The 25386-nt window shown below is 40.1% G+C and carries 27 protein-coding genes; 11 read left to right on the top strand and 16 right to left on the bottom strand.

Annotation, left to right across the window (positions count from 1 at the left end; all coding sequences use genetic code 11):
* Window positions 1–330 precede the first annotated feature (330 nt).
* The 6 genes from CCY97_RS07190 to CCY97_RS07165 form a co-directional block, all read right to left on the bottom strand.
* Window positions 331–1107 carry a hypothetical protein gene (locus tag CCY97_RS07190; protein WP_112064793.1) on the bottom strand — a complete coding sequence of 259 codons (777 nt, stop codon included), beginning with the start codon at window positions 1105–1107 and terminating at the stop codon, window positions 331–333.
* 61 nt (window positions 1108–1168) lie between these two features.
* The gene (locus CCY97_RS07185) at window positions 1169–1459 is read right to left on the bottom strand and encodes a hypothetical protein (RefSeq protein ID WP_112064792.1); all 291 of its coding nucleotides are present in this window, start codon (window positions 1457–1459) and stop codon (window positions 1169–1171) included.
* A 212-nt stretch (window positions 1460–1671) separates the two neighbouring features.
* Entirely contained in the window at window positions 1672–2469 is a 798-nt protein-coding gene (locus tag CCY97_RS07180; protein ID WP_112064791.1) for a hypothetical protein, read from the bottom strand.
* An 11-nt stretch (window positions 2470–2480) separates the two neighbouring features.
* On the bottom strand, window positions 2481–3035 hold the full coding sequence (locus tag CCY97_RS07175; protein WP_258457094.1) for a toxin: 555 nt from the start codon (window positions 3033–3035) through the stop codon (window positions 2481–2483).
* Between the two features lie 16 nt (window positions 3036–3051).
* A complete protein-coding gene (locus CCY97_RS07170; protein WP_112064790.1) occupies window positions 3052–3879 on the bottom strand; it encodes a cytolethal distending toxin subunit B family protein in 828 nt (275 codons plus the stop codon).
* A gap of 12 nt (window positions 3880–3891) precedes the next feature.
* Window positions 3892–4590, bottom strand: a complete 699-nt coding sequence (locus tag CCY97_RS07165; protein WP_112064789.1) for an RICIN domain-containing protein — start codon at window positions 4588–4590, stop codon at window positions 3892–3894.
* Window positions 4591–4986: 396 nt separating this feature from the next.
* On the opposite strand from CCY97_RS07165, the gene napA reads away from it, so the two are divergent.
* From napA to CCY97_RS07135, 6 genes are read left to right on the top strand one after another with little or no spacing between them, the layout of a single operon-like run.
* Window positions 4987–7779, top strand: a complete 2793-nt coding sequence (gene napA, locus CCY97_RS07160; RefSeq protein ID WP_112064788.1) for a nitrate reductase catalytic subunit NapA — start codon at window positions 4987–4989, stop codon at window positions 7777–7779.
* Window positions 7780–7785: 6 nt separating this feature from the next.
* On the top strand, window positions 7786–8538 hold the full coding sequence (napG, locus tag CCY97_RS07155) for a ferredoxin-type protein NapG (protein ID WP_112064787.1): 753 nt from the start codon (window positions 7786–7788) through the stop codon (window positions 8536–8538).
* Entirely contained in the window at window positions 8535–9455 is a 921-nt protein-coding gene (napH, locus tag CCY97_RS07150) for a quinol dehydrogenase ferredoxin subunit NapH (protein ID WP_258457093.1), read from the top strand. Before napG ends, napH begins: the two co-directional genes overlap by 4 nt.
* Window positions 9452–9958, top strand: coding sequence for a nitrate reductase cytochrome c-type subunit (locus CCY97_RS07145; protein WP_112064786.1), 507 nt, complete (start codon window positions 9452–9454; stop codon window positions 9956–9958). Before napH ends, CCY97_RS07145 begins: the two co-directional genes overlap by 4 nt.
* Window positions 9959–9993: 35 nt before the next feature.
* On the top strand, window positions 9994–10950 hold the full coding sequence (locus CCY97_RS07140; RefSeq protein WP_112064785.1) for a WD40 repeat domain-containing protein: 957 nt from the start codon (window positions 9994–9996) through the stop codon (window positions 10948–10950).
* A 14-nt stretch (window positions 10951–10964) separates the two neighbouring features.
* Window positions 10965–11306 (top strand): chaperone NapD, encoded by a 342-nt coding sequence (locus CCY97_RS07135; protein WP_181562861.1) that lies wholly within the window; start codon window positions 10965–10967, stop codon window positions 11304–11306.
* On the opposite strand, the gene CCY97_RS07130 is transcribed toward CCY97_RS07135, so the two are convergent.
* Window positions 11303–13756: a heavy metal translocating P-type ATPase gene (locus CCY97_RS07130; RefSeq protein ID WP_112064783.1), complete on the bottom strand. Its 2454-nt coding sequence runs from the start codon at window positions 13754–13756 to the stop codon at window positions 11303–11305. The two genes, CCY97_RS07135 and CCY97_RS07130, sit on opposite strands and share 4 nt — an antisense overlap.
* 94 nt (window positions 13757–13850) lie before the next feature.
* On the opposite strand from CCY97_RS07130, the gene CCY97_RS07125 reads away from it, so the two are divergent.
* Genes CCY97_RS07125 through CCY97_RS07110 form a run of 4 tightly spaced genes read left to right on the top strand, consistent with a single transcriptional unit; the run spans window position 13851 to window position 18527 of the window.
* Window positions 13851–14660, top strand: coding sequence for a hypothetical protein (locus CCY97_RS07125; protein WP_112064782.1), 810 nt, complete (start codon window positions 13851–13853; stop codon window positions 14658–14660).
* 1 nt (window position 14661) lies between these two features.
* Complete coding sequence (locus CCY97_RS07120; RefSeq protein WP_112064781.1) at window positions 14662–15414, top strand: flagellar hook-length control protein FliK; 753 nt, start codon at window positions 14662–14664, stop codon at window positions 15412–15414.
* 12 nt (window positions 15415–15426) lie between these two features.
* Complete coding sequence (flgD, locus tag CCY97_RS07115; RefSeq protein ID WP_112064780.1) at window positions 15427–16242, top strand: flagellar hook assembly protein FlgD; 816 nt, start codon at window positions 15427–15429, stop codon at window positions 16240–16242.
* Window positions 16242–18527, top strand: a complete 2286-nt coding sequence (locus CCY97_RS07110; RefSeq protein WP_112064779.1) for a flagellar hook-basal body complex protein — start codon at window positions 16242–16244, stop codon at window positions 18525–18527. Before flgD ends, CCY97_RS07110 begins: the two co-directional genes overlap by 1 nt.
* Here CCY97_RS07110 and yihA read toward each other — a convergent pair.
* Genes yihA through CCY97_RS07090 form a run of 4 tightly spaced genes read right to left on the bottom strand, consistent with a single transcriptional unit; the run spans window position 18524 to window position 21568 of the window.
* On the bottom strand, window positions 18524–19126 hold the full coding sequence (yihA, locus tag CCY97_RS07105) for a ribosome biogenesis GTP-binding protein YihA/YsxC (protein WP_112064778.1): 603 nt from the start codon (window positions 19124–19126) through the stop codon (window positions 18524–18526). The two genes, CCY97_RS07110 and yihA, sit on opposite strands and share 4 nt — an antisense overlap.
* A gap of 5 nt (window positions 19127–19131) precedes the next feature.
* Window positions 19132–19599: a lipopolysaccharide transport periplasmic protein LptA gene (gene lptA / locus CCY97_RS07100; protein ID WP_112064777.1), complete on the bottom strand. Its 468-nt coding sequence runs from the start codon at window positions 19597–19599 to the stop codon at window positions 19132–19134.
* Between the two features lie 8 nt (window positions 19600–19607).
* On the bottom strand, window positions 19608–20699 hold the full coding sequence (locus CCY97_RS07095) for a lytic transglycosylase domain-containing protein (protein WP_112064776.1): 1092 nt from the start codon (window positions 20697–20699) through the stop codon (window positions 19608–19610).
* The gene (locus tag CCY97_RS07090; protein WP_112064794.1) at window positions 20696–21568 is read right to left on the bottom strand and encodes a TatD family hydrolase; all 873 of its coding nucleotides are present in this window, start codon (window positions 21566–21568) and stop codon (window positions 20696–20698) included. The genes CCY97_RS07095 and CCY97_RS07090 overlap by 4 nt, the downstream gene beginning before the upstream one ends.
* A 116-nt stretch (window positions 21569–21684) precedes the next feature.
* Here CCY97_RS07090 and ribE point away from each other — a divergent pair, with 116 nt between their 5' ends.
* A complete protein-coding gene (gene ribE / locus CCY97_RS07085) occupies window positions 21685–22323 on the top strand; it encodes a riboflavin synthase (protein WP_112064775.1) in 639 nt (212 codons plus the stop codon).
* A 238-nt stretch (window positions 22324–22561) separates the two neighbouring features.
* On the opposite strand, the gene CCY97_RS07080 is transcribed toward ribE, so the two are convergent.
* The 5 genes from CCY97_RS07080 to CCY97_RS07065 all read right to left on the bottom strand — a co-directional run.
* On the bottom strand, window positions 22562–23095 hold the full coding sequence (locus CCY97_RS07080) for a hypothetical protein (RefSeq protein ID WP_146744525.1): 534 nt from the start codon (window positions 23093–23095) through the stop codon (window positions 22562–22564).
* A 113-nt stretch (window positions 23096–23208) separates the two neighbouring features.
* Window positions 23209–23355, bottom strand: coding sequence for a hypothetical protein (locus tag CCY97_RS08295; protein WP_181562860.1), 147 nt, complete (start codon window positions 23353–23355; stop codon window positions 23209–23211).
* A gap of 221 nt (window positions 23356–23576) precedes the next feature.
* Entirely contained in the window at window positions 23577–24062 is a 486-nt protein-coding gene (locus tag CCY97_RS07075) for a restriction endonuclease (protein ID WP_112064773.1), read from the bottom strand.
* Window positions 24063–24078: 16 nt separating this feature from the next.
* Window positions 24079–24732: a hypothetical protein gene (locus CCY97_RS07070; protein ID WP_112064772.1), complete on the bottom strand. Its 654-nt coding sequence runs from the start codon at window positions 24730–24732 to the stop codon at window positions 24079–24081.
* 2 nt (window positions 24733–24734) lie between these two features.
* On the bottom strand, window positions 24735–25386 hold a 652-nt coding region (locus CCY97_RS07065), incomplete at its 5' end, for a saccharopine dehydrogenase C-terminal domain-containing protein (RefSeq protein ID WP_276567396.1).

The raw sequence follows: 25386 nt of genomic DNA, 5'->3' as shown, positions 1-25386 counted from the left end.
TTGCATACTAATATTTGTAGCGCTGGAGTTGCTATAAAAGCCTCCTATACCTATGCTGGCGTGTTCGCTCACACCTAAACTCTCTAGAGCCAATAGAGGTAGTATAAGCAGCCTTTTTAGCATGTATTCTCCTTAGTTGTCTGGTTAGTATCTTGTTATAGGTCGCATGATGTAGGGTGGTTTGCCCATAAAGATACGTGTTATCCACCTTGTAAATGCCCATTGTGCTCCTTGTATTTCTTGGAGCTCTTGTTCGCTAAGGATGGCTACCTTTATTTCTTTGGCATCAGCACCAAAGAGGAATTGTGAATCTGCACTGAGTTGAGGGTCTTAGAATATAACCCCAACTTCTACCATAGCACTTACACTCTTGCTTGCTGGATAGCTGATATTTGCAACCGGTGTGGCATTGCCATTGATATCAATAGGCGCTCCTTTGGATTCTCCAAAAGTTCGGTATTTGCCCTTCGCTTTTACATACAAATCCATCTTTGGAGTAATGTTTGTGATAAATCCTACACTCGCGATGATGTCATATCCTGGTTTTTTGGTATCAACAACTGGGGTTGCACCACCATCAAGCCTACCAAATCTATATCCGGCTTTTGTATAGAGATATGCTGCACTATAAGTGAGCTTGAGATTCTGTCCAAGAGGAAGTGCTCCTTCGACTTCTAGACCAAATTTTGCAACACTTCTTGCAAATACAAATCCATCAAATTTGCTCCGTCCATTGATAGATCCATCAATTCCACCTATGAGGTTGATAAACAAAGGCACTTCTTTTGTAGCGGCATTAAATCCAAATCGTAGGAAAATATCTAAATAAGAGAAGTTGCCACTAGAGCCGTATTTATCAAGATGAGAAAACAAAGAGCCTGAAGTTTTGCTAGTGCCATAACCATACTCAAACTCTGCACCAACTTTTGTTCTGTGATTCTCGCTAGTATCATCCCCGCGGAAGTTGAGATAGATACCAGAATCTCTGACATTAGCATTTGTAGCTTTTGAGTTGCTATACAAGCCACCTACACCTATGCTTTGATGTTCAGTAATACCAAAGCTCCCTGCAGCCAATAAAGGCAGTACCAACAGTCGTTTTAACATGCATTTTCCTTATATTAAAGATGACAGAGAGAGCGCATAGCTTAGAGCTATGCAAGCAGATTTAGAATTTAAATTTCCACCAGCCTTTCTTTTTGGTGTGCTCCCAAGCTGTATTAAGGACTTTTTGTGTAGCCCAGCCAGCAGCACCTGCTAAGATAGCTGTACCAATAGCTGCTCCTTGTGTATCTTGAAGTTCTTGTTCGCTAAGGATAGCTACCTTTACTTCTTGAGCATCAGCTCCAAAGAGGAATTGTGAATCTGACTCTTGCAAAGAGTTTTCAGAAACCTCAGCACTTACAAGGCTAGAGCCAAACAATAAACCTGCACAAACTAAAGAAACTAAAGCTTTCATACAAATCTGCTTGAAAAAATTGCCCTCAAAACAAGGACATGCCGAGGATTTTATAGTAAAACATTAATTTTTACTCGTGAAATATTGATTTTTTTTTTTTTTTTATTTTTGTTTCGATTCTACACAAAAGTGTAGTAGTGTGTTTATCTCAAAAATAGCACAAAAAAGTGGTGTGAAAATTCGATGAGTAGCCTTAAAGTGCGCTAAGAGTCCTACTTTAGTCGGAATCCAAACTCAAGCATTGCGCTAAATTGTAAGAGTGAGGGATAAGTACTTGCTATCCTGTGGTGGTCTGTCACTTCGCGCGCAGAATCTAGTGCTTGGAGGATAGTGCCAAATCTTGTGTAAAAATCCTGGCTTATATGTAGTGTGAGAAAGGCACGAATCTCGTGGTTATTAGGCTTTATGCGTGCTTGTGTGTTTCTCTTGTATTGGGTAGGGTAGGTGTGGCTTGCATACACTCCATAAGCATAGCTTAGTGTGTATGTAAGCGATAGATTGTTTTTTAAAGGTCTAGTACTAGAGATTCCTACTCCTAGATTGAGTATCGCGCTTGTGGGGAATCCTGAGCTTTGGTAGTAGATAAAATGCTTCATATTAATAAGCGCTTCTATAAAAAATGGATTTTCAAGCTCATGGGTGATATTTTTACCAAAGCGCGCATTTATATCTACTAATGCACCATCCACAGAGAAAGAGCTTTGTGTAGGGGTGAAGGTGTGGGGTCCTTTGACATTCCCGCTTATGAAGCCAAACTGCGTATCAAGCGCCACTCCATAATACCTATCCCATCTGCGGTAAGGCATAGAGGCGTATATGCCTTTAATTTCTGCATCGTGTATTGAGGTATGCTGTAGTGAATAGTATCCGCCAAAGCCAAGCTGATAGCCGCTGCAAATAAGTCCATCGCAGGTATGCTGCGTATAGGCTAGGCTCAAAGATGAGCAGATGAGACAAAAGAGATTGTGTATTTTTAAGAAACATGGGGGGCATGCTTGCGCCTTGAGCAAACAATTATCCTTTAAGGATTGATTAATACCGCATCACGGATAGGAGGATTGAGTAAAAAGAGGACATCCATAGAGACATTAAGCCACCTATCCACATCACATGGACGCAAACCTATACCACGCCCACGGGGTAATCGTGGATTTTTAAAAGCCACCATACATTCATTTTTGCTTAAGACAAATGAGCGGATTTGCACAGCAGGTGTTGTCGTGGGGATGATTGTATAGAGTGTCTCATATTCTTTTCTGTCTAGATCCTCCTTGCAACTTTTTATTCCAAATAAGCCGGTTTCTAAGATTGCTAAACAAGTGTCTTTTGTATCAACTAGCACAAACTGCACTGCTCCTAGATTAAAACCTGCAAAGGGGTCATCTCTTAATATATCCTCTGTTACGGGAATATTGCGTATCACCCAATTTCTATCTTTTCCAGATCCTAAAAAATCCCCACTTAATACACTGCGTATAGAAATAGGCGGTGTGAATTCATCAAGGTCTTGTGTCTCAGGATCCTTTGCATTGGTATGAACTATCAGTAATAAGAGTATTAATATTTTCTTTATCATTTAGGATTCCTTGTGTTTAGAACTTTCCAAAACGTACAGGGAAATGGTCAGAGGATAAATGTGAGCGCATGCCGGCTGCCATCAATAAGGCTACAATGGGGATAGGCCCCAAAGTCGCAGTAGCATCTCGAGAGCTTCTGCCTACCACTGCATAATCGAGAATTCTGTTTGCACCTGTCGAGCTAAAGTGTGTGGCGGAGTTTTGCGAGACAGTATGTATGTGATTTGAGATTCTCCTGTCAAGTCCTGATAGGAGACTTGCAGGGTCGCGATTAAAATCTCCAGCAATAAGCCAAGTGATAGTTCTTCTGTCAAGAAAGTTATCATGCACAGCAGTAACTAATGCAGTAGCATCTCCGCCACCGCTTGCGAGAGCATGGATATTGAAAAATGCTTCATTGCCGATTCTGATACCGATGGCAGGGCGCGAGACTTCCGGCGCAATAGTGCTTTGTCTTACTACAAATACTTCATCAGCTTGTCTATTACTCACAATGGCCAGATTGACGCGTCTTGCACCTACATCAATGTTTGCATAATAGATGAATACGCTAGTTGGACGTGATCTGGTGCCCAAATCCCAAACATACTCTTCAATAGGAGTTCCCCCAGGCTGAATCACTCTGCCAGTGCGTCTAGCACTCCTAGGTACGCTCCCGGCTTCCTGCACCATCAAAATATCAACAGGGTTGCTTCCTGTGATGAGCTGTCTTACACTTACATTCCATTTATTTTCTGTGCTTGCTGAGGAACCTTGTAGATTCCAAGTGCCAACGACATAATCCTCAATGCTACCAAACAATAAACCGCAGCTAAGAAAAAACAACAAAACTATACGTATCATAAATCTCCTTTACTAATTTACACTGAATACTATGTCTGCATCGAGAGGTTCTGCGATTATAATCCATTGTTGGTCGGAGTTTTTCTTGCCGGATTTCACGCAGTCTGTCAGATAGATGAAAAAATATGGATCTGATGCTTTTGATGGGGTTTGTAAGCATTGTTGTGTGCCGACATTTTGAATCTGCACTGCTTGGTTATCAAAAAGATTGAATTTCCAAAGCTGTTTGGTGTTTTTTGAATCACAATATGTATGCACAACACCATTAGCATATGCAGTCAAACAAGTTTTTTTCTTTACATTTTCTATTATGGAATTTCCATTGGAATCAGTATGTATGCGCCAGATTCTTGCTGAGCCAAAATCTATACTATCATTGAGTGAATAGCCCCAGACCCAATTTCCAGGATTGAGTGCCCAAAGAGTTAAAACACCTCCTTCAGGACTCATGATACTTAGTGGGTCGGAGGTAGAGCTTTTAGAAGCTGCATCATTTGCAAACAAAAGTAAGTTTGGGGTTGATGTATCGCTTGCTTTGTTATCGGTGTTGAGATGCTGTAATTTTGCAGATAAGTTGGGGCCGGATACGAGTTTGAGACCTTTGGATTTGGTAGGTGGATTTGGTGATTTGCCAATGCCTAAAACATCTTTTTTGGACGAACAACTGCTAAAAAATACTAAAAAAGCAACCAAAAGAATATTGCGAATCATAAAGAGAGCTCCAAAATAATAAATTGAAGGGTTAAAAAAAATCGGGGATTGTACAACAAATTACACAGATTAAAACTCATGGACATGTCAAGATAAATCGCGAATTGTTTTGGCTGGATTGCAGAGTTTTGTTTCTGTTAAAAAAGAAACATTTGTATTGGAGCAAACCCTATGCTGATTGCTAGATTCTTATGTCACCAAGTTATCAATAAATTAATGAAGGGTAAATAAAGCAATATATAAAAAAATATAGATATTGCTTTCACTGTGAGGCAATAGTAGAATCCTCGCGCAAATCTAGGTTATGGGATTTTCTATATCTAAAACAACGAAGGAGGATATGTAACCGGTACACAGTTTCTTACAATCACTTACAACAACACATTAGGAGAAAATATGCAATCAAACTTAAATCGTCGTGAGTTTATTAAAAGTGCAGCGGTAGTCTCCGCTGCGACAGCTGCTGGATTGAGTGTGCCAAGTGCAGTACTAGCTAAAGGAGAAGATGCACAGAAATCTTGGAAATGGGATAAGTCTGTATGTAGATTCTGCGGGACAGGGTGCGGGATCATGGTTGCTACAAAAGATGGACAAATCGTTGCAGTCAAAGGTGATCCTGAGGCTCCTGTAAATCGTGGGATAAATTGTATTAAGGGGTATTTTTGCGCCAAGATTATGTATGGGCAAGACCGTCTCACACAACCGCTTTTGCGTGTTAATAGCAATGGCGAGTTTGATAAAAAGGGTAAATTCACTCCTGTGAGTTGGAAAAGAGCATTTGATGAGATGGAGAAACATTTCAAAAAAACTTATGACACTTTAGGACCTACAGGTATTGCGGTTATGGGAAGTGGGCAATACACCGTGCAAGAAGGCTATGCAATATCTAAGCTTGTTAAGGGTGGATTCCGTTCAAACAACCTCGATCCTAATGCAAGACATTGCATGGCGAGTGCAGTGGTTGGGTTTATGCAGACTTTTGGTGTAGATGAACCATCGGGCTGCTATGATGATATCGAGCTTACTGATACGGTTGTAACCTGGGGTGCAAACATGGCTGAAATGCATCCTGTACTATGGTCAAGGGTTACTGATAGAAAACTTTCAAATGCCGATAGAGTGAAAATCGTTAATCTTTCTACCTTTACCAATAGAACTTCTGATATTGCAGATATAGAGATCATTTTTAAGCCACAAACCGATTTGGCAATCTGGAATTACATCGCAAGAGAGATTGTCTATAACAAGCCCGAATCTATCGATAAAAACTTTGTACAAGATCATTGCGTCTTTAGCACAGGGTGGGTAAATATTGGCTATGGAATGCGCAATAATGCTGAACATAAAGACTTCTTGCAAGCAGAGCGTCCTATCGTGGCTAAAGAAAACTCGAAGGTTTTGAGCAAAGATGAAGGTGTAACCTTGCAATATCTTGGACTAAAAAGTGGTGATAAACTCAAGATGAATAAAGCAGCAGAGGCTGATGTACATTGGCAAATCAGCTTTGAGGATTTTAAGAAAGCTTTAGCACCTTATACACTTGATTTTGTTGCACAACTTGCAAAGGGCGATGAAGCTGAAAGCCTAGAATCTTTTAAGACAAAACTCCAGCAGCTTGCAGACTATTACACACAAAAAGATCGTAAGATTGTGAGCTTCTGGACTATGGGCTTTAACCAACACCAAAGAGGCACTTGGGTCAATGAGCAGAGCTATATGGTACATATGCTTTTAGGCAAGCAGGCAAAGCCTGGAAGTGGTGCATTCTCTCTGACTGGGCAGCCTAGTGCGTGCGGTACTGCAAGAGAGGTTGGCACTTTCTCGCACAGACTTCCTGCAGATATGGTAGTGGCTAATCCAAAACATAGAGAAATTGCCGAAAAGATCTGGAATCTTCCTCAAGGTACAATCAATCCTAAGCCAGGCTATCCATATCTTTCAATGATGCGTGCGCTGGAGGATGGCAAAATCAAATGGGTTTGGGTGCAGGTCAATAATCCATGGCAAAACACTGCAAATGCAAACCATTGGATAAAAGCAGCTAGAGAACTAGATAACTTCATCGTCGTAAGTGATAGTTATCCAGGTATCAGTGCCAAAGTCGCGGATTTGATTCTGCCTTCATCAATGATTTATGAGAAATGGGGTGCTTATGGTAATGCTGAGCGCCGCACACAGCATTGGAAGCAGCAGGTATTACCACAAGGTAATTCTATGAGTGATATTTGGCAGATTCTGGAATTTTCTAAGCGATTTACTCTCAAAGAAGTATGGGGTAAAGACTATCCAGACTTGGAGCTAAAAAGCGTGCTGCAAGAAGCTCAGAAAAAAGGTTATAGTGAAAATACAACTCTCTTTGATTATCTTTTTGCCAATGAGAAAGCCAAAAAATTTCATGCCAATGATTCAATGCTGAAAAATAAGGTGTTGAATTCTGAGGTTTTTGGCGATAGTAGGAAAGTACAAGGAAGTGATGGTAAGGTGTTTGATGGTTATGGATTTTTTGTGCAGAAATATCTTTGGGAAGAGTATCGTCTCTTTGGTATAGGGCATGGACATGATTTAGCAGAATTTGATGTCTATCATAAGGTACGTGGATTGCGCTGGCCAGTGGTTGATGGTAAGGAAACGCAATGGCGATTCAACACCAAATATGACCCTTATGCGAGAAAGGCTGCTCAAGACAAGGAGTTTGCATTTTATGGAAATGGGGGAGCGGCTCTTATGCAAGGTGATTTGCTCAATCCGCATGGCACGGAGAAAAAACCAATCACTAACAGAGCAAAAATATTCTTCCGCCCATATATGGATCCCTGTGAAATGCCTGACAAAGAGTATCCATTATGGCTCTCAACCGGACGCGTTTTAGAGCATTGGCATAGTGGTACCATGACTATGCGTGTACCTGAGCTTTATCGTGCTGTACCTGAGGCTTTGTGCTATATGAGCGAAGCTGATGCGAAAAATAAGAATCTCAAACAAGGAGATCAAGTCTGGGTGGAAAGCAGACGAGGAAAGGTAAAGGCCAAAGTTGAGATAAATGGTAGGAATCGTCCGCCAAAAGGCCTAGTATATGTGCCTTGGTTTGATGAGAATGTGTTTATCAACAAAGTTTGCCTTGATGCGACTTGTCCGCTCTCAAAACAGACAGATTTTAAGAAATGCGCTGTGAAGGTTTATAAGGTCTGATGTCCTATGGATATACAGCGACGAAAAACGCTCAATTCCATAATGCAGACAATGGGATTGGTGGCTTTGGGAGGATTTATCTGGAGTGCTTTTATCTCTGAGGCGAAGTCAAATCCTCTTTGGCTCTATCCACCTGGGGCAAGAGATGATTTTGTAAATTCCTGTATTCGCTGTGGGCTTTGTGTAGAGGCATGTCCATTTTATACACTGAGATTGTCCAAAGAAGGTACAAAAGGGCTTCCGATATTTGTGCCACGTGAGATTCCATGCTTTATGTGTGAGGATATTCCTTGTGCGTCTGCATGTCCTACTGATGCACTTGATATAAATCTAGTGAGCACAAATAACTCACTAGATATTACAAAAGCTCGTATGGGCGTCGCTGTAGTGGATACATTAAATTGTATCGCTTATGCGGGCATACAATGTGATGCGTGTTATCGCGCTTGTCCTTTGATTGATGAAGCGATTTATTTGGAGTACAAAGCCAATGAGCGCACAGGCAAGCATACGATGATTTTACCTATGATCGTAAATGATGTGTGCACAGGCTGTGGGAAGTGTGAGAAGGCTTGTGTGACTGAACTTGCTTCTATTAGGGTTTTGCCACGAGATATTGTGCTTGGGAAAATGGGTACTCATTACATAAAAGGCTGGGAGGAACAAGATGAAAATCGCTTAGATTCGCTCTTGCCAAAGCAGCCAAAGAGCGAATCTAAAAAACAAATGCTTGATTATCTTAATAGCGAGAATCTATGATGAAGTGGATAAGAAAAAATAGATATTTGCTTCTGCGCAGATTCTCTCAAGTTACGATTTTGGCACTGTTTTTCTTGGCGAATTGCTCCTTTGTAAGTATCAATAACCAAAAACATCTTGTGTTCCAGGGTGATATAGCACGATTTGAATCCCATGAGCGCAATCTTGCTATTGCAAACACAAAAGAGGAGCTACTACCTTTTAAGATTTTAGAAGGCAATCTGAGTAGTTCAAAGATTCTGGGAGTATTACCCATGAGTGATCCGCTAGCATTTTTGCAGATTTTTCTAGCTGGTGGTGCGCTCAGTATGGACTTACTCTTAGGGGTGTTAGTGGTTGTGGTGATTTATGGAATCTTTTTGGGTCGTGGGTATTGTGCCTTTGTGTGCCCTATAAATGTACTTACAGATTTGAGTAATTATCTGCGAGCAATGCTTAGGATAGAAAAATTTAAATTTTCTGTGTCGAGAAATCTACGATTTGCTGTGCTTTTTTTGAGCCTGTTACTTTCGTTTGTCTTTGGTGTATTGGCTTGGGAGATGATAAGCCCTATTTCAATGCTGCATAGGGGTATTGTCTTTGGTATGGGGGTTGGATTTTTTGGAATCTTGGTGGTGTTTTTGTTTGATTTGTTTGTGTTAAAAAATGGATTCTGTGGGCATTTGTGTCCGCTTGGAGCAACTTTTGGGCTCATTGGCGCAAGGTCTGTGCTAAAGGTTGCGCATAATGCACAAAACTGCACACAATGTATGCATTGTGTGAGAATCTGCCCAGAACCACAGGTGCTAAGTATGATAGGTAAGAGAAGTGAGCCAGTAAAAGATATGGCTTGTATCAAGTGTGGGCGCTGTATAGAAGTGTGCAATGATGATGCACTTAGGTTTAGTATAGTAACTATGAATAAGGAGAGAAAATGAAAAAGTTGTTGTTTTTAGTATTGGCTGCAGTTTTTGTTAGTGTAGGGTTGTTTGCATCAGTAAGCGATACAGAGATAGGTTTGCGTAAAGCCCCGCTTGAAAGCGAGGATGTCAAGCTTGGAGAGTATCAGTTTATCGCTGCGCCAGCAGGTGAGAGTGAAAGGATAGAGCGTGCTTATGAGAATGCCCCACCTATGATTCCTCACGATATAGAAGGCATGACGCCTATAACACAACAAGATAATGCGTGTATTGGCTGCCATGATGTGAATGTGGCTAGTGATATGGGTGCTACGCCTGTGCCAAAATCACATATGTTTGATTTGCGTGCAAACAAGAGCTTGGAGGGCATTGCAGATTCTCGATTTAACTGCACACAGTGCCATGTGCCACAAGCAAATACAAAGCCTTTGGTGGGCAATAATTTCAAGCCTGATTTCACAAGCGAAAACCAAAAACACCAATCAAATCTGCTTGATGTGATAAATCAAGGTGTGAAGTAACTCCGCTCACGCTAGATACTCTGAAGGGAGAGGGTTTGCAAAAGCTGCTTGTTGTATCACTATGCTTGTTTGCTCTGAGCTTTGGCAGAGAGCTTACACCAAAGGTAAGTATTGATACAAAATATGAGGTCGTTTCTATCAATGTACAAAATAAGAATCTGTTTGTTTCCACGACTCAGGGTGCATTGCTGGTGTATGATATTGCGGATTTGGATTCTATAAAACTCACACAAAAGATTGTTTTGCCGCCTTATGAAGATTTTTTTGGTAATAGCTATAAACCTAAGATCTATAATTCCGCGACAAATGCAAATGGCGATATTCTCATAGTTTCTGCTAATGCACAGGCTACGCGCGATTTGAGCTTGTATAAAAATGGCAGTTTGGAATTGGTCATAAATGATAAGAATATTGCCAAAGCAGTGTGGTTCTCTCCCACACAAGTGCTTATTGGGTTTTTAAGCCATGAAGTAGGATTGTTTGATTTTCAAAGAAATTCCTTTGTGTTCCAAACCCATATCACCCAAGCCAGCTTTAGTGATATGTTTTATAACAATAAAGACGAGATTCTCTACACTACTGGGGAATCTGGCGTGATCTATGTGATCAACCCAAGAGATGGTGCTATTCTCAATAAATTCAGCAATTTCAATAAAGACAAGGTCTTTTGTCTGGCTTTTGGCGGGGGGAAGTTGGTGAGCGCAGGAAATGATAGGCTTGTAGGTATTTATAATCTTATATCTGGCAAAGAGCTCAGAAGGTTTGAGAGTGTGCGATCAGATTTTTTGGTTTATAGTGTTGGGATTAGTGAGGATGGCCAAAGAATCGCTTATATGGGTGATGAGAGAGGCAATGTGTATGTACTGGATTCTGTAAATAAACAGAGAGTTTTACTCACAGGAATAGACAGTGTGGTAAATGGCATATTTTTCTACCAGGATTTTGTGGTTGTAAGTAGCGATAGCAGCAAGATTTATTTTTTCAAGATTTGAAGGAGGGAAAAAGAGTGAATATCTCAAGCATAATAATTCGTGCAAAAACACAGGATTGGAGCAAACTTTTGGAGATGATTGGCAAAGTAGAATATGTCGAGGTAGCGCTTGATGATGAAGCCAAGGGTGTGGTAATCGCGATAATACAAGCTCCTAGTACTCATGAGGATATAGACTCACTCAAGCAACTAAGCAAGATCAAAGGTGTAGTAAGTGCTGATATGCATCTTACTTATAGTGATGAGGAATTTAGAGGCTGTGAGGTCAATATGCAAGAGATAGCAGAGCTTATTGACACACAGCCAGTAGAGCAGATGAAATATAGTGGCGATGTACAAAATCTTTTGAAACCCTAAGCTCTTGCAAACTCTAAATCTTTTTTGATTCTCAAAGAATTGAGCACGACAAGCAGCGAGCTAAGACTCATTGATAATGCGGCAAAAAGTGGTATCACAAGCCCGCAAAGTGCTATTGGAATACTCAAAGCATTATAAGCAATACTCAAAGCGATATTATGCTTTATGCAAGAATAAGTGCGCTTGGCTAGTTGCAAGGAGTACCCCACACTCTTTAAGCTATTATCTAAAATCACCACATCACTGCTTAAAAGTGCTATATCACTTCCATTGCCCATACTTATAGCAATATCGCTTTTGCTCAAGGCAAGCGCATCATTTATCCCATCACCCACCATTACTACGACTTTGCCTTGATTTTTGAGCTCTTGTATATAGCTAGCTTTTTGCAATGGGGAAAATCCCCAAAAGCATTCTTGGATGCCAATTTCTCTAGCTACCGTATTCACACTCTGTTGTCTATCCCCACTTAACAAGACACTCTTTATCCTTTCTGTTTTCAGATAGCTTATAAGTGCAGCAGCTCCACTCTTTAGAGAATCTTTGAGTTCAAAGACAGCAAGTAGTTTGCAATCTCTCCCAAAACCAAAGAGCATATTTTGACCTAGCTTGAGATTGCAAACTTCTATACCTTCCTCTTCTAGAAATTCCAAGCTCCCGCCAACGATTTTGCTTCCATTGTACTGGGCTTTGACACCTTTAGAATCTAGCTGGATAAAGTCTTGTAAAACACAAGGTGTAAGCGTCTCTTGTGCAAGATATTCTTTGATACCTAAAGAAATGGGGTGGGTGCTAAGAGTAGTCAGTGCATAAAGCAAGGACTTGTCTTGGTTGCTAAGCGGTTGCAAGATATGCGAGTTTATGACTTGGGGCTTTCCCTGTGTGAGTGTGCCTGTTTTATCAAACACCATGACTTCAGCCTTTGCAAGTATCTCTAAAAAGCTTGCTTGCTTGAAAATAATATGCTTTTTGTAAGCTTGTGAGATTCCTACAATACTAGCAAGTGGTGTAGCAAGTGCAAGCGCACAGGGACAGGCTATGATAATCACAGAAATAGCGATAATCAAAGACTGCTCAAACCCTATACCTCCCAGAAAATACCAGCCAATCATGCAACATAGCGCAATCAAAAGTATTGCGCGTGAGAAATTCTGTGAAATGCTATTAGCGAGATTTTGGATTCGTGGTTTGTGTGTAAGGCTTGTCTCTACAAGTGAGAGAATCTTACTCATAAGACTATCTTGGAAGCTTTTGTTAGCGCGATAGAGAATCTTGTGGTTGAGATTGATAAACCCTGAGAAGATTTCTTCATCTTTGCGCTTTGAGACAGGCAGACTTTCGCCATTAATGGCTTTGCAGTCAAAAAGACCTTTTGGCGAGATCAGTATGCCATCAAATGCGATTTTTTCTCCAGGTAGAGCCAGGATAATATCCCCGATATTTACCTCCTCTGGTTTTTTGACAATCACATTGTTCTCTTGCTCATTTTCAACTACATTGATGTTTTGGGGCAAAAACATACCAAGCTTCTCAAGACTTTCTCCTGCACTCTTTTTGGTGCGTATCTCTAAGAATTTTCCAACCAGCACAAAGGTAATAATCATGCTTACAGATTCAAAATAACTCTCGACACTATGACTTAGGGCTGCATAGATTGAATAGAGATAGGTCAAGCTAGCGCCTACGCTTACAAGCATATCCATTCCTATGAAGCCAGATTTGAAACCAAAATACGCGCTCCGATAAAACACAAAGCCGGAGTAGAACAGGGTTATGGAGCAGAGTAGGAAAGAGGCAATATTTAAGATATTTGTAATACTGGGGCTTATACCAAGGAAGTATCCGCTGTATTGCGCGATAGCTATCCACATAATATTCATTGTGCAAAACACCCCCACAATCACGCGCATATAATATTCGCTTGTCTGTGCTTTGTTTTGCTCTTCGCCTAGGTTGTAGTCATAGGCAAGTGCGTCATAGCCAATAGAACGGATGAGCTGTATGATTTGTGAAAGCGAGATTATAGAGTTGTTCCAAGTGAGCAGGAGCTTGTTGTTTGTATAGTTTATATAGGCAGATTCTATGCCAGTTTGTGCATTGAGGATTTTTTCATTCAGCCATACACACGCAGAGCAGTGGATATTTGTAAGGATAAGAGAGCAGGAAAATAAGCCATTTTTGTCCGTGCGGATGTATTTCTCTTTAAATCCCGGAGAGTCAAAAAAGCCCAAGTCATTCTTAGACACACTCTTAGGAGGCGTTAGGGTGGTTGTGCCTAGTTTGGTATAAAAGCTTTGTAACTGCGCTTTTTGTAGCAAAAAATACACACTCTCGCAACCATTGCAGCAAAAATACAATTCTTGCTCGCTGTCTTCAGAATCTTGTGTAATAACTTTTTTGAGTTCTTGTTCTTGGTAGAGTAGGTGGCAATGGCTGCATTGTCTTTGCACTTTGTGCCTTTGTGGGTTAAATGGGAGGCATTATAGCTTATTTGCTATGAGGTAAGGCAAGAGCGAGATTTATCCACCAACAAAGGAATGTTCTTTGCTTAAAGTTTTGGACATTACTCAAATCTTTAAGGACAATACGATGGTAGAAGATGTTTTACAGACACAAAATAAGGCGATTGTGAATAATGCGAAAAACAAGCCAAAAGGGGATTTTAAAAGCTATTTGGGTGAAAAATTGGGTGAAAATCCAGAAAATATACACACCAGTAAAGAGATATCTAAAAAAACTTCCAAGCCTGCAGAAAACTCCCTTGAAAATAGCCATGAAGTTATAACAAAGAAGCTAGCTCAAGTGCCAGAAGATTCTCAATTGCTTACAGAGGGCATCCCTCTACCTGCACAAGAGTTACCAAAGGATATATCCAAAGAGTTGCCAAAAGACATATCAAAGGAGCTATCAAAAGACATACCAAGAGAGTTACCAAAGGATATATCAAGAGAGTTAGTAAAAGAAGCCTCAAAAATGCAGCAATCTGTCCCGCTTGCAAGTGCGCTTAGACAGCAAATAGCAAAGCCGACACAGCCAAATATAGAGGAGCATGATTCTCAAACGCTCCAAGATGTTCTAGATGTGGCTAATGAGCATAATCTCAATCCGACTAAAATCAGTGCAGGCTTGGCTTTATCTGATACTAAATCAAAGCCACTTTCAGCCACACAAAAACTTGACTATGAATTCGAATCCAAAAGCGAGCGTGTAGCAATAATCAATCGAGGAAAAAAGAAGCCAAAAAATGTAACGGCTAAGATTTCAAATATCTATGTTGCTTCTAGCAAAGACGAACATAATGTTTCGCTGAGTTCATTACTTAGCCAAAAGGATTTACCCCAACGACACAAATGACTTGCTAGAGTCATACAAGTTCCAAGACCTCAAAGAATTAGGTGTATCTTATGCGCTAGCTAAAGAATCTCAACGCAAAGATTTTAACCAGCAAGAAAACACACTAAGGGCTAATACTCTTATGCAGGCTTTGCAAAATACACAACTGAGGCAAAATGAGTTTGTAGATGAGTTTGTGGATTTTTTGGAGGAATTTGAGGAATTCTCAGAATCTATGGAGAAAAGCGAATATAAACATACAAAGACGCCAAATTCTCCTAATTCACATTCCAATAATAAAGAAGTCAAAGAGGCTGCTACTATACAGCCACTCCAAGCAGTAAAAACACAAAACCAACACACGAGCTTTCGGGGTGTTGTAGCAAATGAGTTTGTGCGCCATTTTGCTTCCTCTTTTAAGGAGGAGATTCAAAACTACAAACCACCAATTAGCAAAATAACCCTAGAGCTCAATCCAAAAAATCTCGGGACTCTTGAACTTGTGATTTCTAAAAATGGGAGTGATTTGATTGTGCAGGTGAGCTCAAATCAAACTGCTCTTGCTATTTTTATGCAAAACCAAGAGCCCTTGCGCTCTAATCTCCAACAAATTGGCTTTGAGAATGTGGAGCTAAGTTTTTCGCAGAGCAACCAACAACAAGACAGACAACAAGAGCATTCCCATTTTGTGAGGAATGAAAATAGCTTAGAAGATTTGCAAGAAAATGAGGAAATACCTACGATGATGGAGATTAGGATTCCAAAATATGCATAAAAGGAAGTAGATATGGCGGTCGATTTAGGCGAGATAACAGGTGCAAATACAAAGATTGCAAAACAAAAAGAGAATCCAAAAAATATCAATGAACTCAGTCATGATGCTTTTATGCGATTGTTTTTAGAGCAGCTTAAAAACCAAGATCCAACCGCACCAATGGAGACAGATAAGATAATCACCCAGACAGCACAGCTTACCCAAGTAGAAATGCAAGAGCAGAATAAAAAGACAATGGTAGAAGTTGCAGAAGCGATGAAATCTACCCAAGAGACAAACAAAGAGCTCAAAGAATTCCAATCTTCAATGAAGCAGGCTTTAGAATCACTCAACCAGAGCTTGCAAAACACAGCGGACACAAACACTGCAAATGCCTCTTTGCACGCACTAAATTCTGTTTCTATGATAGGCAAGATCGCTGAAACTGATGTTTTTGGTGTGAAACTTACCTCTGGTGAAAGTGTGCAATTCCAGATTTACTTTGATGAAGCTATCTCAAGCGCAAAGGGTGATTCTAAAATCTCGATCTTTGATGCGCAAAACCAGCTTGTTCGCACTATCGCACTCAAAGAATTTGATGGCAAAAAGGGTTATGTGGAGTTTAGCTGGGATGGGCTTGATGATAATGGAGCGCAAGCAGAATCTGGAAACTACAACATCCGCGCAGAATACAATCTTGATGAGACAACAAGCCAATACCGCACTGCACGAGTTGGTAGAGGTGAAGTACAGAGTGTGATCTTTGATAAAGGTGTGCCAATGCTAAGGATGGGCGATATGATTTTGCCACTAGAGAGCGCTATTGAGTTTTACAACAAGGAATCTTGATGAATGCCACGCTTTTGAGCTCATATAGCGGAATCAAAACACACCAATTTGGCGTGGATTCTATTGCAAACAATATCGCCAATGTCAATACCACAGGCTATCGTGAGAATCAGCCGCAGTTCCAAAGTCTTTTTTCAAATTCGCTCAATTCTTTGAATGCCAACTCCCCTGTCTCAAACGACTACAACTATGGTGCAACTGGTTCTAGCAATGCCATCTCTACAAGAAGCGGAAGCTATAAGGCAAGTGACAATGAATTTAGCGTGGCATATGAGGGCAAGGGCTGGTTTGTCGTAGGGGAGAATAAAAACGGAGAATTTAGCATCACAGATGCTGGCTACCAAGCCAAGCAAAAGACCTATTTTACGCGAGATGGGAATTTTAGCAGAGATGGGGAGGGCTATATAGTCAATTCCAAGGGGCTGTATATGTATGGGGTCAATCTGGGCAAGATACAAAACAATGTATTTAGCGCATCAAATAATAGCGATGAGGATTTCACAAAGCTTGCTAGTGGGAATTTGCAGCCCTTGCAGATTCCCCAAGATCTCTACTACAAACCAGTGGCTACCACACAGGTTGCAGCGAGTATCAATCTGAACAAGACTCAAAACACTATCAATGCTTTGGAAGTGTATGCGGATAATAATGGGAAGTTTGATGAAGCGAGATTCTGGCAAGCGGATTTGAATGCCTTTGCCACAAATGGCCAGCCTCTTGATGCTACGACCTTTGATAGATTCAAAGTCACTATCAAGACAGATGACAAGACACAAGAGCTTGAATTTACTTATGGCAAGGATTTTGTGACTTTCAAAGATTTGGATGCACTTTTATCACAAAAGGCAGGGTTGGGACTTGATTTGGTGCGATTGCCTGATGGAGAAGTTGGCGCAAAAACAGGCTTAAAGATTTTTAACACATCTTTTCATGCTCGTGATATTGAGATAAGCGGCAGTCTTGCACAAAAACTTGGAATCTCTGGACGCAATGAGAGATTTGGAAGCACTCTAGCTTCTTTGTATGTACAAGACAAAGAATATGAAAAGGGTGATCTTGTGAGTCTTGATGGTGTGATTTTTACATACAAAGGAAGTTTGGGTAATAGTAATCCTTTTGAGGATCGCGAAAATTGGGAGATTGTTGATACAAGCGTTCTAAAGCAATGGCGTAATGGTGTGAGCTATGAAGTAGGCTCGCTTGTGATTTTTGAAGATAAGGTATATCGCAAGGTAGAAAAGAGTGAGAATGAGAAGCCTACTGAGAGTGGTTGGGAGGAGATTGGAGATTCCAAAACAGGGCTAGCAAAAGATTTTGTCGAAAATGAGAGCTATGAGCCAAAAGCGATTGTAAGATACCAAGACAAGCTTTATATGCGACAGATTGCAGGGAGTTCAAATCCACTCAAAGATCCGATAGGATGGAAAAAGATTAGTGCAGATTCTTTTGAGAGTGCTTATTTGGAGGTACCAAGTTATCAGAGTAATGTTGAGATTTATGATGAGAGCGGAAGCAAGTTTTTATTACAAAGCCATTATTATTTGCTTAATTCTGCCAACTCCACCACACAACCAAAACAAAATGAGCTTTGGGAGGTGCAAACACAGATTTTTAATAAAGATGGAACTATTCCTGTCGGAGAGAAGCTTATACACGAGATTGCCTTTGATGAAAATGGCACTCCAATCACACAGCCAATAACGCTCAGTTTTGACAACAGACAAATCACTTACAATCTTTCTGGCACATCTGATAAGCCAAGCTCCAATAGGCTCTATCAAGATTCCCAAATCAATAAGACGAATCAAGATGGTCGTAGTGAAGGGCATCTACAGGATATAAGAATTGATAGAGATGGAATTATTTTCCTTTCTTTTAGCAATGGTGTGATGGAGCCAATGGGGAGAGTTGGCATATCGGCTTTTGTCAACGATCAGGGTCTAAGAAAAGTTGGTGGTAATCTTTTTGAGATGACAGAATCTTCAGGCAATAGCTATGCTTATGTCAATAGAGCGCGCTCTATTGTTGGGTGGAGGGGAGTATATCCGCGTACTTTAGTCGCTTATGGCGATGCGTACATAAGCAGTGGAAAGCCTTTGCTTGGATGGGAAGGGCAGCATTTGCGCTTTGGTTCGATACTCTATAAGTACCTAGAAACAAGCAATGTTGATGTAGGGAGTGCGCTCACTGATTTGGTTGTCATGCAAAGAGGCTATTCGATGAATGCAAAGGCCTTCAACACAGGCGATGATTTGCTCAAGGAAGCTATCAATCTCAAGCGCTAGATTCCCAGTGTTTTATTGAGTATCAATGCCCTAAGAGTGCTTGCATTTAAGATTTTAGAATGGGATTTTTTCTCTGTGCTAGTCAGCAGTGCCCCGTTGCTTGTCAGCTTTGCTATGGCATTTTGATTTAGTTTATCAGCCTTTGTATAGAGTGTGAGGATCTCTTGGTCTGGGTTTTTGAGATGTTGTAAAAATCCTAAAACCTTCTCATCTAGAGGCAATGCAGTATGCCTGCTGTCACGCAAGTGCAAAAAAAGCTTTATATTTGTGCGTTTTTCTAAAAACTCTCCCAGATTCTTTTGCCATTGGGATTGTAAATCTTTGCTCACCTTTGCATACCCAAAGCCTGGCAAATCAACCAGGACCAAAGGGAATCTCTCTTCGTCATTTTTTTGCCACTCTACACGAAAGAAATTTATTAATTGTGTTTTACCCGGTGTGTTGGAGCTTTTTGCAAGATTTGTGCCTAGCAAGAGATTGAGGAGGCTTGACTTTCCTACATTACTCCTGCCTAAGAATGCTATTTCGCTATATATGGGGCTTGGGGCTTGGTTTATGTTTTGTGCGCTTGTAAGAAATGTGGGTTTTTTGGCTTGCATAAGGTTTATTTTTTTTCTTCATCAAGCATAAAAATCAGTGTTGTGGGTTTGTCTTTATCGCCTGTAGAGTAGGCTTGTCCTTTTTTGTTATTAAGCGTGATAAATTCACCAGTTATAGTATTTGGGCTGTCTTTTTCTTGGATTTTTGCATTTTCATATAAGCGGTATTCATTATCTACTGTGTTATAGACTACTTTTTGCGCGCTCCCATTGATTTTCCTACCATCTTGTGTTTCTACATAGAATCTTACTTTGCCTGTAGCGGTGTATTCTAAAGGTTTGCGTTTAGAATCTGTCTTGATGACTACAACATCTGCCCAAAGCTTATCATTGCCTTTTTTGATAAAAACATCGCCCTTGAGTATCGTCTTGCCTGCTTTATCGTCGCTACTGAAAGTCTTTGCTTGCACTTCGAGCTTATCGGCGGCATTTAGCCCCAAACACAACATAAACAGAATATAGAATGCTCTCATGGTAACCTTCAGTTAATGTTTTTTCGGGTTGATTTTTTGGGGATGGGAATTACAAGCTTTTGTTTGATTGTGAGCAATGAACTATTGAGCCCATTGATACGTTTGAGTTCGCTAATGGTAGTTTTATACTGGCGCGAGATTGAGCTGAGGGTTTCTCCTTTTTGTACTTTATGTAGGACAAACGCAGAATTCGCTTTATAGCTACTGGAATCAAAGTTTTGCAAGAAAAGAGCGAGTTTTTCATAGGGTATATGGACATTGTACTTCTTGCTCGCTGGTCCGGGTGGCAAGAATGCATATTTGAGGTGCGTATTGTATTTGCGCAATTCTTTGAGGCTTAATCCAATGCTATTTGCTATAAGTCCTAGTGGCACGCCGCTTTTGAACTTAAGCGTAGCTAGTGTGTTGGTTGCACCACGATTAAGCAGGTATTCTAAATCATTTTCCTTCAAGAAGTCTACGTCATTAAAAAGCAGGCTCATTGCGACTATTTTGCGTATGTAATTGCGGGTTTCGCGCGGAAGAAATTTTTTGTTATCATCGATGAGAACATGCAAGGAGGTGTCTCCACCGGCTTGTTGGATAGCTTTTTGTAGGCGAGTGTATCCGCAGTTGTATGCCATTACAGCCAGATACCATTGCCCTGTTTGGTTGTAAAGATATTTGAGATACATAAGTGCAGCGCGAGTGCTTTTGATAGGATCTTTTCTTTCGTCTATATAGTCATTTATCTCAAGACCTAATGATTTTGCGGTTGTGGGGATAATTTGCCAGATTCCCGTAGCTCGCTTAGAGCTCTGGGCATTGGTGATAAATTCTGATTCTACCATCGCGACAAAGAGAAATTCTTGTGGCAGCCTCTCTTGGGTTATCATATTACGGATAATGGGGATAAACATATAGCTGTTTTCAAAACGTTTCAAAAAATACTGGGAGTTTTCTTTTATAGCATCTCTTTGCTCATACTGCTGTGGCAAAAATTGTGAATCCAAGTCAAAGGATCGTAAGATCCTAGGGCTAGTACTATCGTATGAGTGGTATTCGCTCGCTTGTAATGTCATAAAGCATACAAATATACATATTCTTTTGATACAGCTCATAGTATCCTTTCTAGGTTTTTGGTGCGTTTAGCGTGTAGGTCTTTTCCAAATTCTGCGATTTTTTCAAATAATCTATAAGCATTTTCCGTACTAAGTCGCGCGATAGATTCTATGCTTTCACCAAGAGTCTCTGCGATTTTTTCTGCGATAAGTGGTATATAACTTGGCTCGTTGCGAGTGCCTCTGTGTGGATGAGGTGTGAGATATGGCGCATCAGTTTCTAGCAAAAGCCTCTCTTTTGGGATAAGTGGGAGGACCTCAAGAAGTTGGTGTGCATTTTTGAAAGTGCTCACCCCGCCAATGCCATAGTAAAAGTTTTCGCTCAGATCCAATAAGATTCTATCAGCGTTGTAGCAGTGTAAGACGCCTTTTAAGCCTTGTTTACTGAATTTTTCGAGAATTTTAAATGCTTCAAGTGAAGCTTCTCGGATATGTACGATTAAGGGGAGTTGTAGCTCTAGTGCGAGTTCAATCTGGGATACAAAGGCATGTATTTGTCTTTGTTTATAGGCAATGATTCTTTGCTTATAAGAGTGTACGCTTTCATTTTCTTGCTTCTCTGGCAAGCCATAAAAATCTAAACCACATTCACCAATAGCTACACATTTATCGTTTAAAGCATATTCGCGCACTTTATCAATCTCAAAATATTCTAAATCGTAAGGATGTGCGCCAGAAGCAAAGTAGATAGATTCAAATCTATTAGCAAGGCTTCTGGCTCTTTCTAGTGTGCGCATATCAGCAGCGGGGATAATCATTTGCTGTACCTGAGCTTGCAAGGCACGAGTGATCACAGATTCTAAATCTTGTTTATAAACTTCATTGTCTAAATGACAATGCGTGTCTATTGTTTGTATTGTGGCTTGCATTTGCATTTTGGCTTGCCTTCAACATTGAATCTTTGTGTGGTGTGGGAATATGGCGCTTTCAAGTCTCGCAAAATTTGGCTAGAATTGTAGCACAATAAGGCTTGTTTGAGGGTTATATGTTCAGTGGGTTGATACGAGAGATTGGCAAGATACATGGCTATAGTGGCAGTAAGATTCAGGTAGCTTGTATATATAAACCAGACATCGGAGATTCTATAGCTGTAAATGGCGTATGTCTTACAGCTATAAGTAGAGAAACTTTTGGTTTTAGCGCAGAGCTTAGTATGGAGAGCAAGAAGTCCATTGCTTTGGAGAGATTTATCCCACAAAGTCGTGTGCATATCGAGCCTGCATTGCAAGTAAATGCTAGGCTTGATGGACATATTGTGCAGGGGCATATTGATTGTATCGGCACGATTACTCAGATTATACACACAAAAGAACAGAGTGATTTTTTTATTAGATTGGAAAATACGGCATTGGATTATGTGTTGCCTAAGGGTTCTGTATGTGTTGATGGTGTCAGTCTCACAGCAGGGAGTAAAAGTGTGCAGGGTTTTGGTCTGACTATCATTCCGCATACACTCAAAAATACACTTTTTAAAGATTATAAGGTGGGTATGCGTGTGAATATCGAGACTGATATGTTTGTGCGCAATGCCTTTAGTGCGCTGAAAGCGTTAGTGGAAAAAAAAGATAGCACGCAGTATAGGCTCAAATGGAGAGATATCGATCATATTCAGATGCAGTTTTAAGGTGTTAGGGTTGCTTTAGGAGATGAGGAAAGTCTTGGTTAGATATTTGGAATGTTTGAAAGAACAGTATAAGTTGCGCTGCTACTAGCAGGAAGACGTCGTGAGGTATTGTTGGTATCTACATCTACTTCTTATTTACCTCATATATTTACTAAACCGCCACGCGCACTTGCATAACCTCCATACAGACGGATTCCATGCGTCACCCAAAGTTAATGTTGATATCTTGTATGAACGCCTATTCCAGATATGAGATAGGCGTATTTCTCCCATTTTCTAGCACCTTAAAACTTCCGCTAGATTCTACTTCTAGCACGACATCACCCTTGTCTGTGAAATTTTTGATATTTTGGGTTACGATATCCCAACTTTGACGCGTGAAGTAGGCTGTGCAGCCAAAGTAGCGAGACTTTGCTTGTTTTTTAGGACTTAAAATTGCCTTGGGCAATTCTCTAGCTAGATACCAAGTATCAGGCTTTTTAGGTGTTTTAGAATCTTGGGCTAGAGTTTGCTTTAAAGATTGTATAGAGGTGCTTAAATACTGCTTTAAAAGTGCAAAAGTTTCGTTATCAAAGCCATTTATAAAGAGTTCTTCACATAAAAATTCTTTTGAGAGATTCTGCCCGTTAGCTTCAAAAAGCGTGAGACTTTTACCATTGCAAAGTGCGTAAAATGGAGCTTTGAGTTCAGGATTGATTGCATAATAAAATGCTTGTCGCTCTGTTTTACTTTGTGTGCTAATCTCTACTTTTGGGACTTTTGCATCTAGCACACAATGGGGCTTAGAAACCACATATAGCACATAATCAAGGAAGCGCGTAAAAGTGATTTTTTCATTACTGCCTGTAATTGTGGGACTTGTAAGCTTTAGTGATAAAACTATTTCTAGCCTAGAGTTTTTTTTTGCGATTGCTTAGAATCTTTCGGCGCAAAAAGCCTAATTGTTTCAAAAGTGGCACAATGGATAAATTCCCGCACAGAATCTTCTTTAAAATCTTTCTCTTGTAGCTTGCTAAAGTCAAAATTTAACATTATTTCTTTTTCTTAGAGATTATGCCACTTATCCTCTTATACTGCTTGAGTGCCTTTGTATGCTATGCTTGTGTAATTGTTGCGCTTTTTAGCTTTTTTATGCCTTGTTGCTTTGCCGGATACATTTGGCTATTTTTACTTCCTGCTTTCCTCTACACATTAGATTTTACTATTTAGATTCGATTAAGGATTATAGCAGGTTGCTAAAAATACAACGATCTTTAATATCGCAAATTTGTGCTTTGATATGCAATGATTTTATACTCTAGATTATTTTCTTGCAAAAATTTCTCTACGCCGTAGTCAAGATTCTCGCAGCTGGTTACAAATACCCTCCGCACATTCTTTTTAGCAAAAATCTTGTGGTTTTTCTCTAAATATGCAGTGCAATCACCCAAAAAGATTCTCAAATGCTCTTGCTTTACCTGCGAATACTCCCAATTTTTGCATTGTATCAAAAGTGCCTCATTGCCCTTATATGCTATTAAATCGATTCCACCATCAGCCTTGCCTTTTATGAATCCTTGCGGATAGACTTTATAGCCTTGCTTTTTATATAGCTTTAGAATCTGCTGCTCGTATTTATCGCCTTTTTGTTTGTTAGCTTGTGCGTTGTCAAAATTACTATATTGTTTGTAAGTTTTATAGCTATATTTCTTTGGCTTTTTTAAAAATATGTGATAAAACATTTTCCATAATAAGCTCATTGATTCTTCCTGACTCTTACCACACAGAATCTGTATTGGCTAAATCTTGAGGATTTTTGCTAATGTCTAAATCGCCCTTAAAATCTTGCCCTATAAGTTTGATGAGATTTCTTATGGCATTTTCCTTGTATTTATCATAGTCTCTAACACTCACATGGATACCACCATACCATAGCAGTGTGCGCTCCTTTTGCTCTCGAGAAAAAATATAGATTCTGATAAGCTTATAAACATAAACTCCTGTATAAACCTGCGTATGGGTAGTTGGCACTTGCGTCGTAATCGTTGTCCCGGGATTATATCCATTGCCCGAATATGTGCCAGCTATATAAGTCCTTTGTGTATTGTATGTCATGTAGTTGTAGCTTCCTGTATAATTGGAAGATTTTGTCTCTATATCAAAACCAAGAGCATAGGGAGTTTGTTTCATATCTGTATTAAATCCATTGATAGAAAATCCCTCCTTTACCATTAATTCGCCTAGCAAAAGTCCAAATTTTTTATCAGAAACACTTGGATTTTCGCCTAAATAGATAGTAAGCGGTTTTTGCTTGTCAAATGCTATTTGTGGGTCTTGCTCTGTAGAATAATACGCCATAGTAGCACAACCACTGAGGGCAAGACAAAGGGCTATACTTAGAAATAAAATCTTACAATATGTCCTTATCATTACTATTTTCTACCGTCTTCTAGCACTTTTGTCTCTCCGTTAGATTCTATCTCTAGGACAACATAGGGCAAGCCTTGCTTATTTAGCTCACTCATAAATGGGTCTGGGTCATTTTGCTCCATATTCCACACACCACTTCCTTGTAACGTCTTATTGGTGTTTGTAACAAAGTTGGTTTGGTTATTTGATAAATTTCCATCTTGATAGCTATTAGAATCTGCGAATTCTGCTGCATTATCTATACCTTGATATTCCCCACCTTTTGGCATATCGCTATTATCTGCGTTATTTGGTATTTTTGCCACTCCTATGCCCCATTTACCCTCCAAAATCAGTTTTGCTCCAATCATCGCAGGCACACCTGTAGTGTAGCTCACACCTTGGGCATTGACTTCCTTGTAGCAAGTCTGATGATCACAAATGTTGTAGATATAAATTGTGCGTTCCTTGCCATCTTTGTATCCTTTGATAAAGCAGCCTATGTGTGTTTGCCCTTTGGTTCGAGGCGCTAGAGAGGCTGGATCGGGTAAAAGCGTCTTTAGCACTTGTATTGGCACGATTTTTTGCCCATTATGCTCTATTTCATCGACACGCAAAAGCCCTACATTTTCTAGGCATTTCATATGTGTAAGATAAGATTCTCCAAATGTCATA

Origin of the sequence: Helicobacter sp. 10-6591 (genome assembly GCF_003288805.1) — a bacterium.
GTDB lineage: Bacteria > Campylobacterota > Campylobacteria > Campylobacterales > Helicobacteraceae > Helicobacter_F.
The sequence above is the reverse complement of the archived record's forward strand: the minus strand, read 5'-3'. Positions and strand labels throughout refer to the sequence as shown.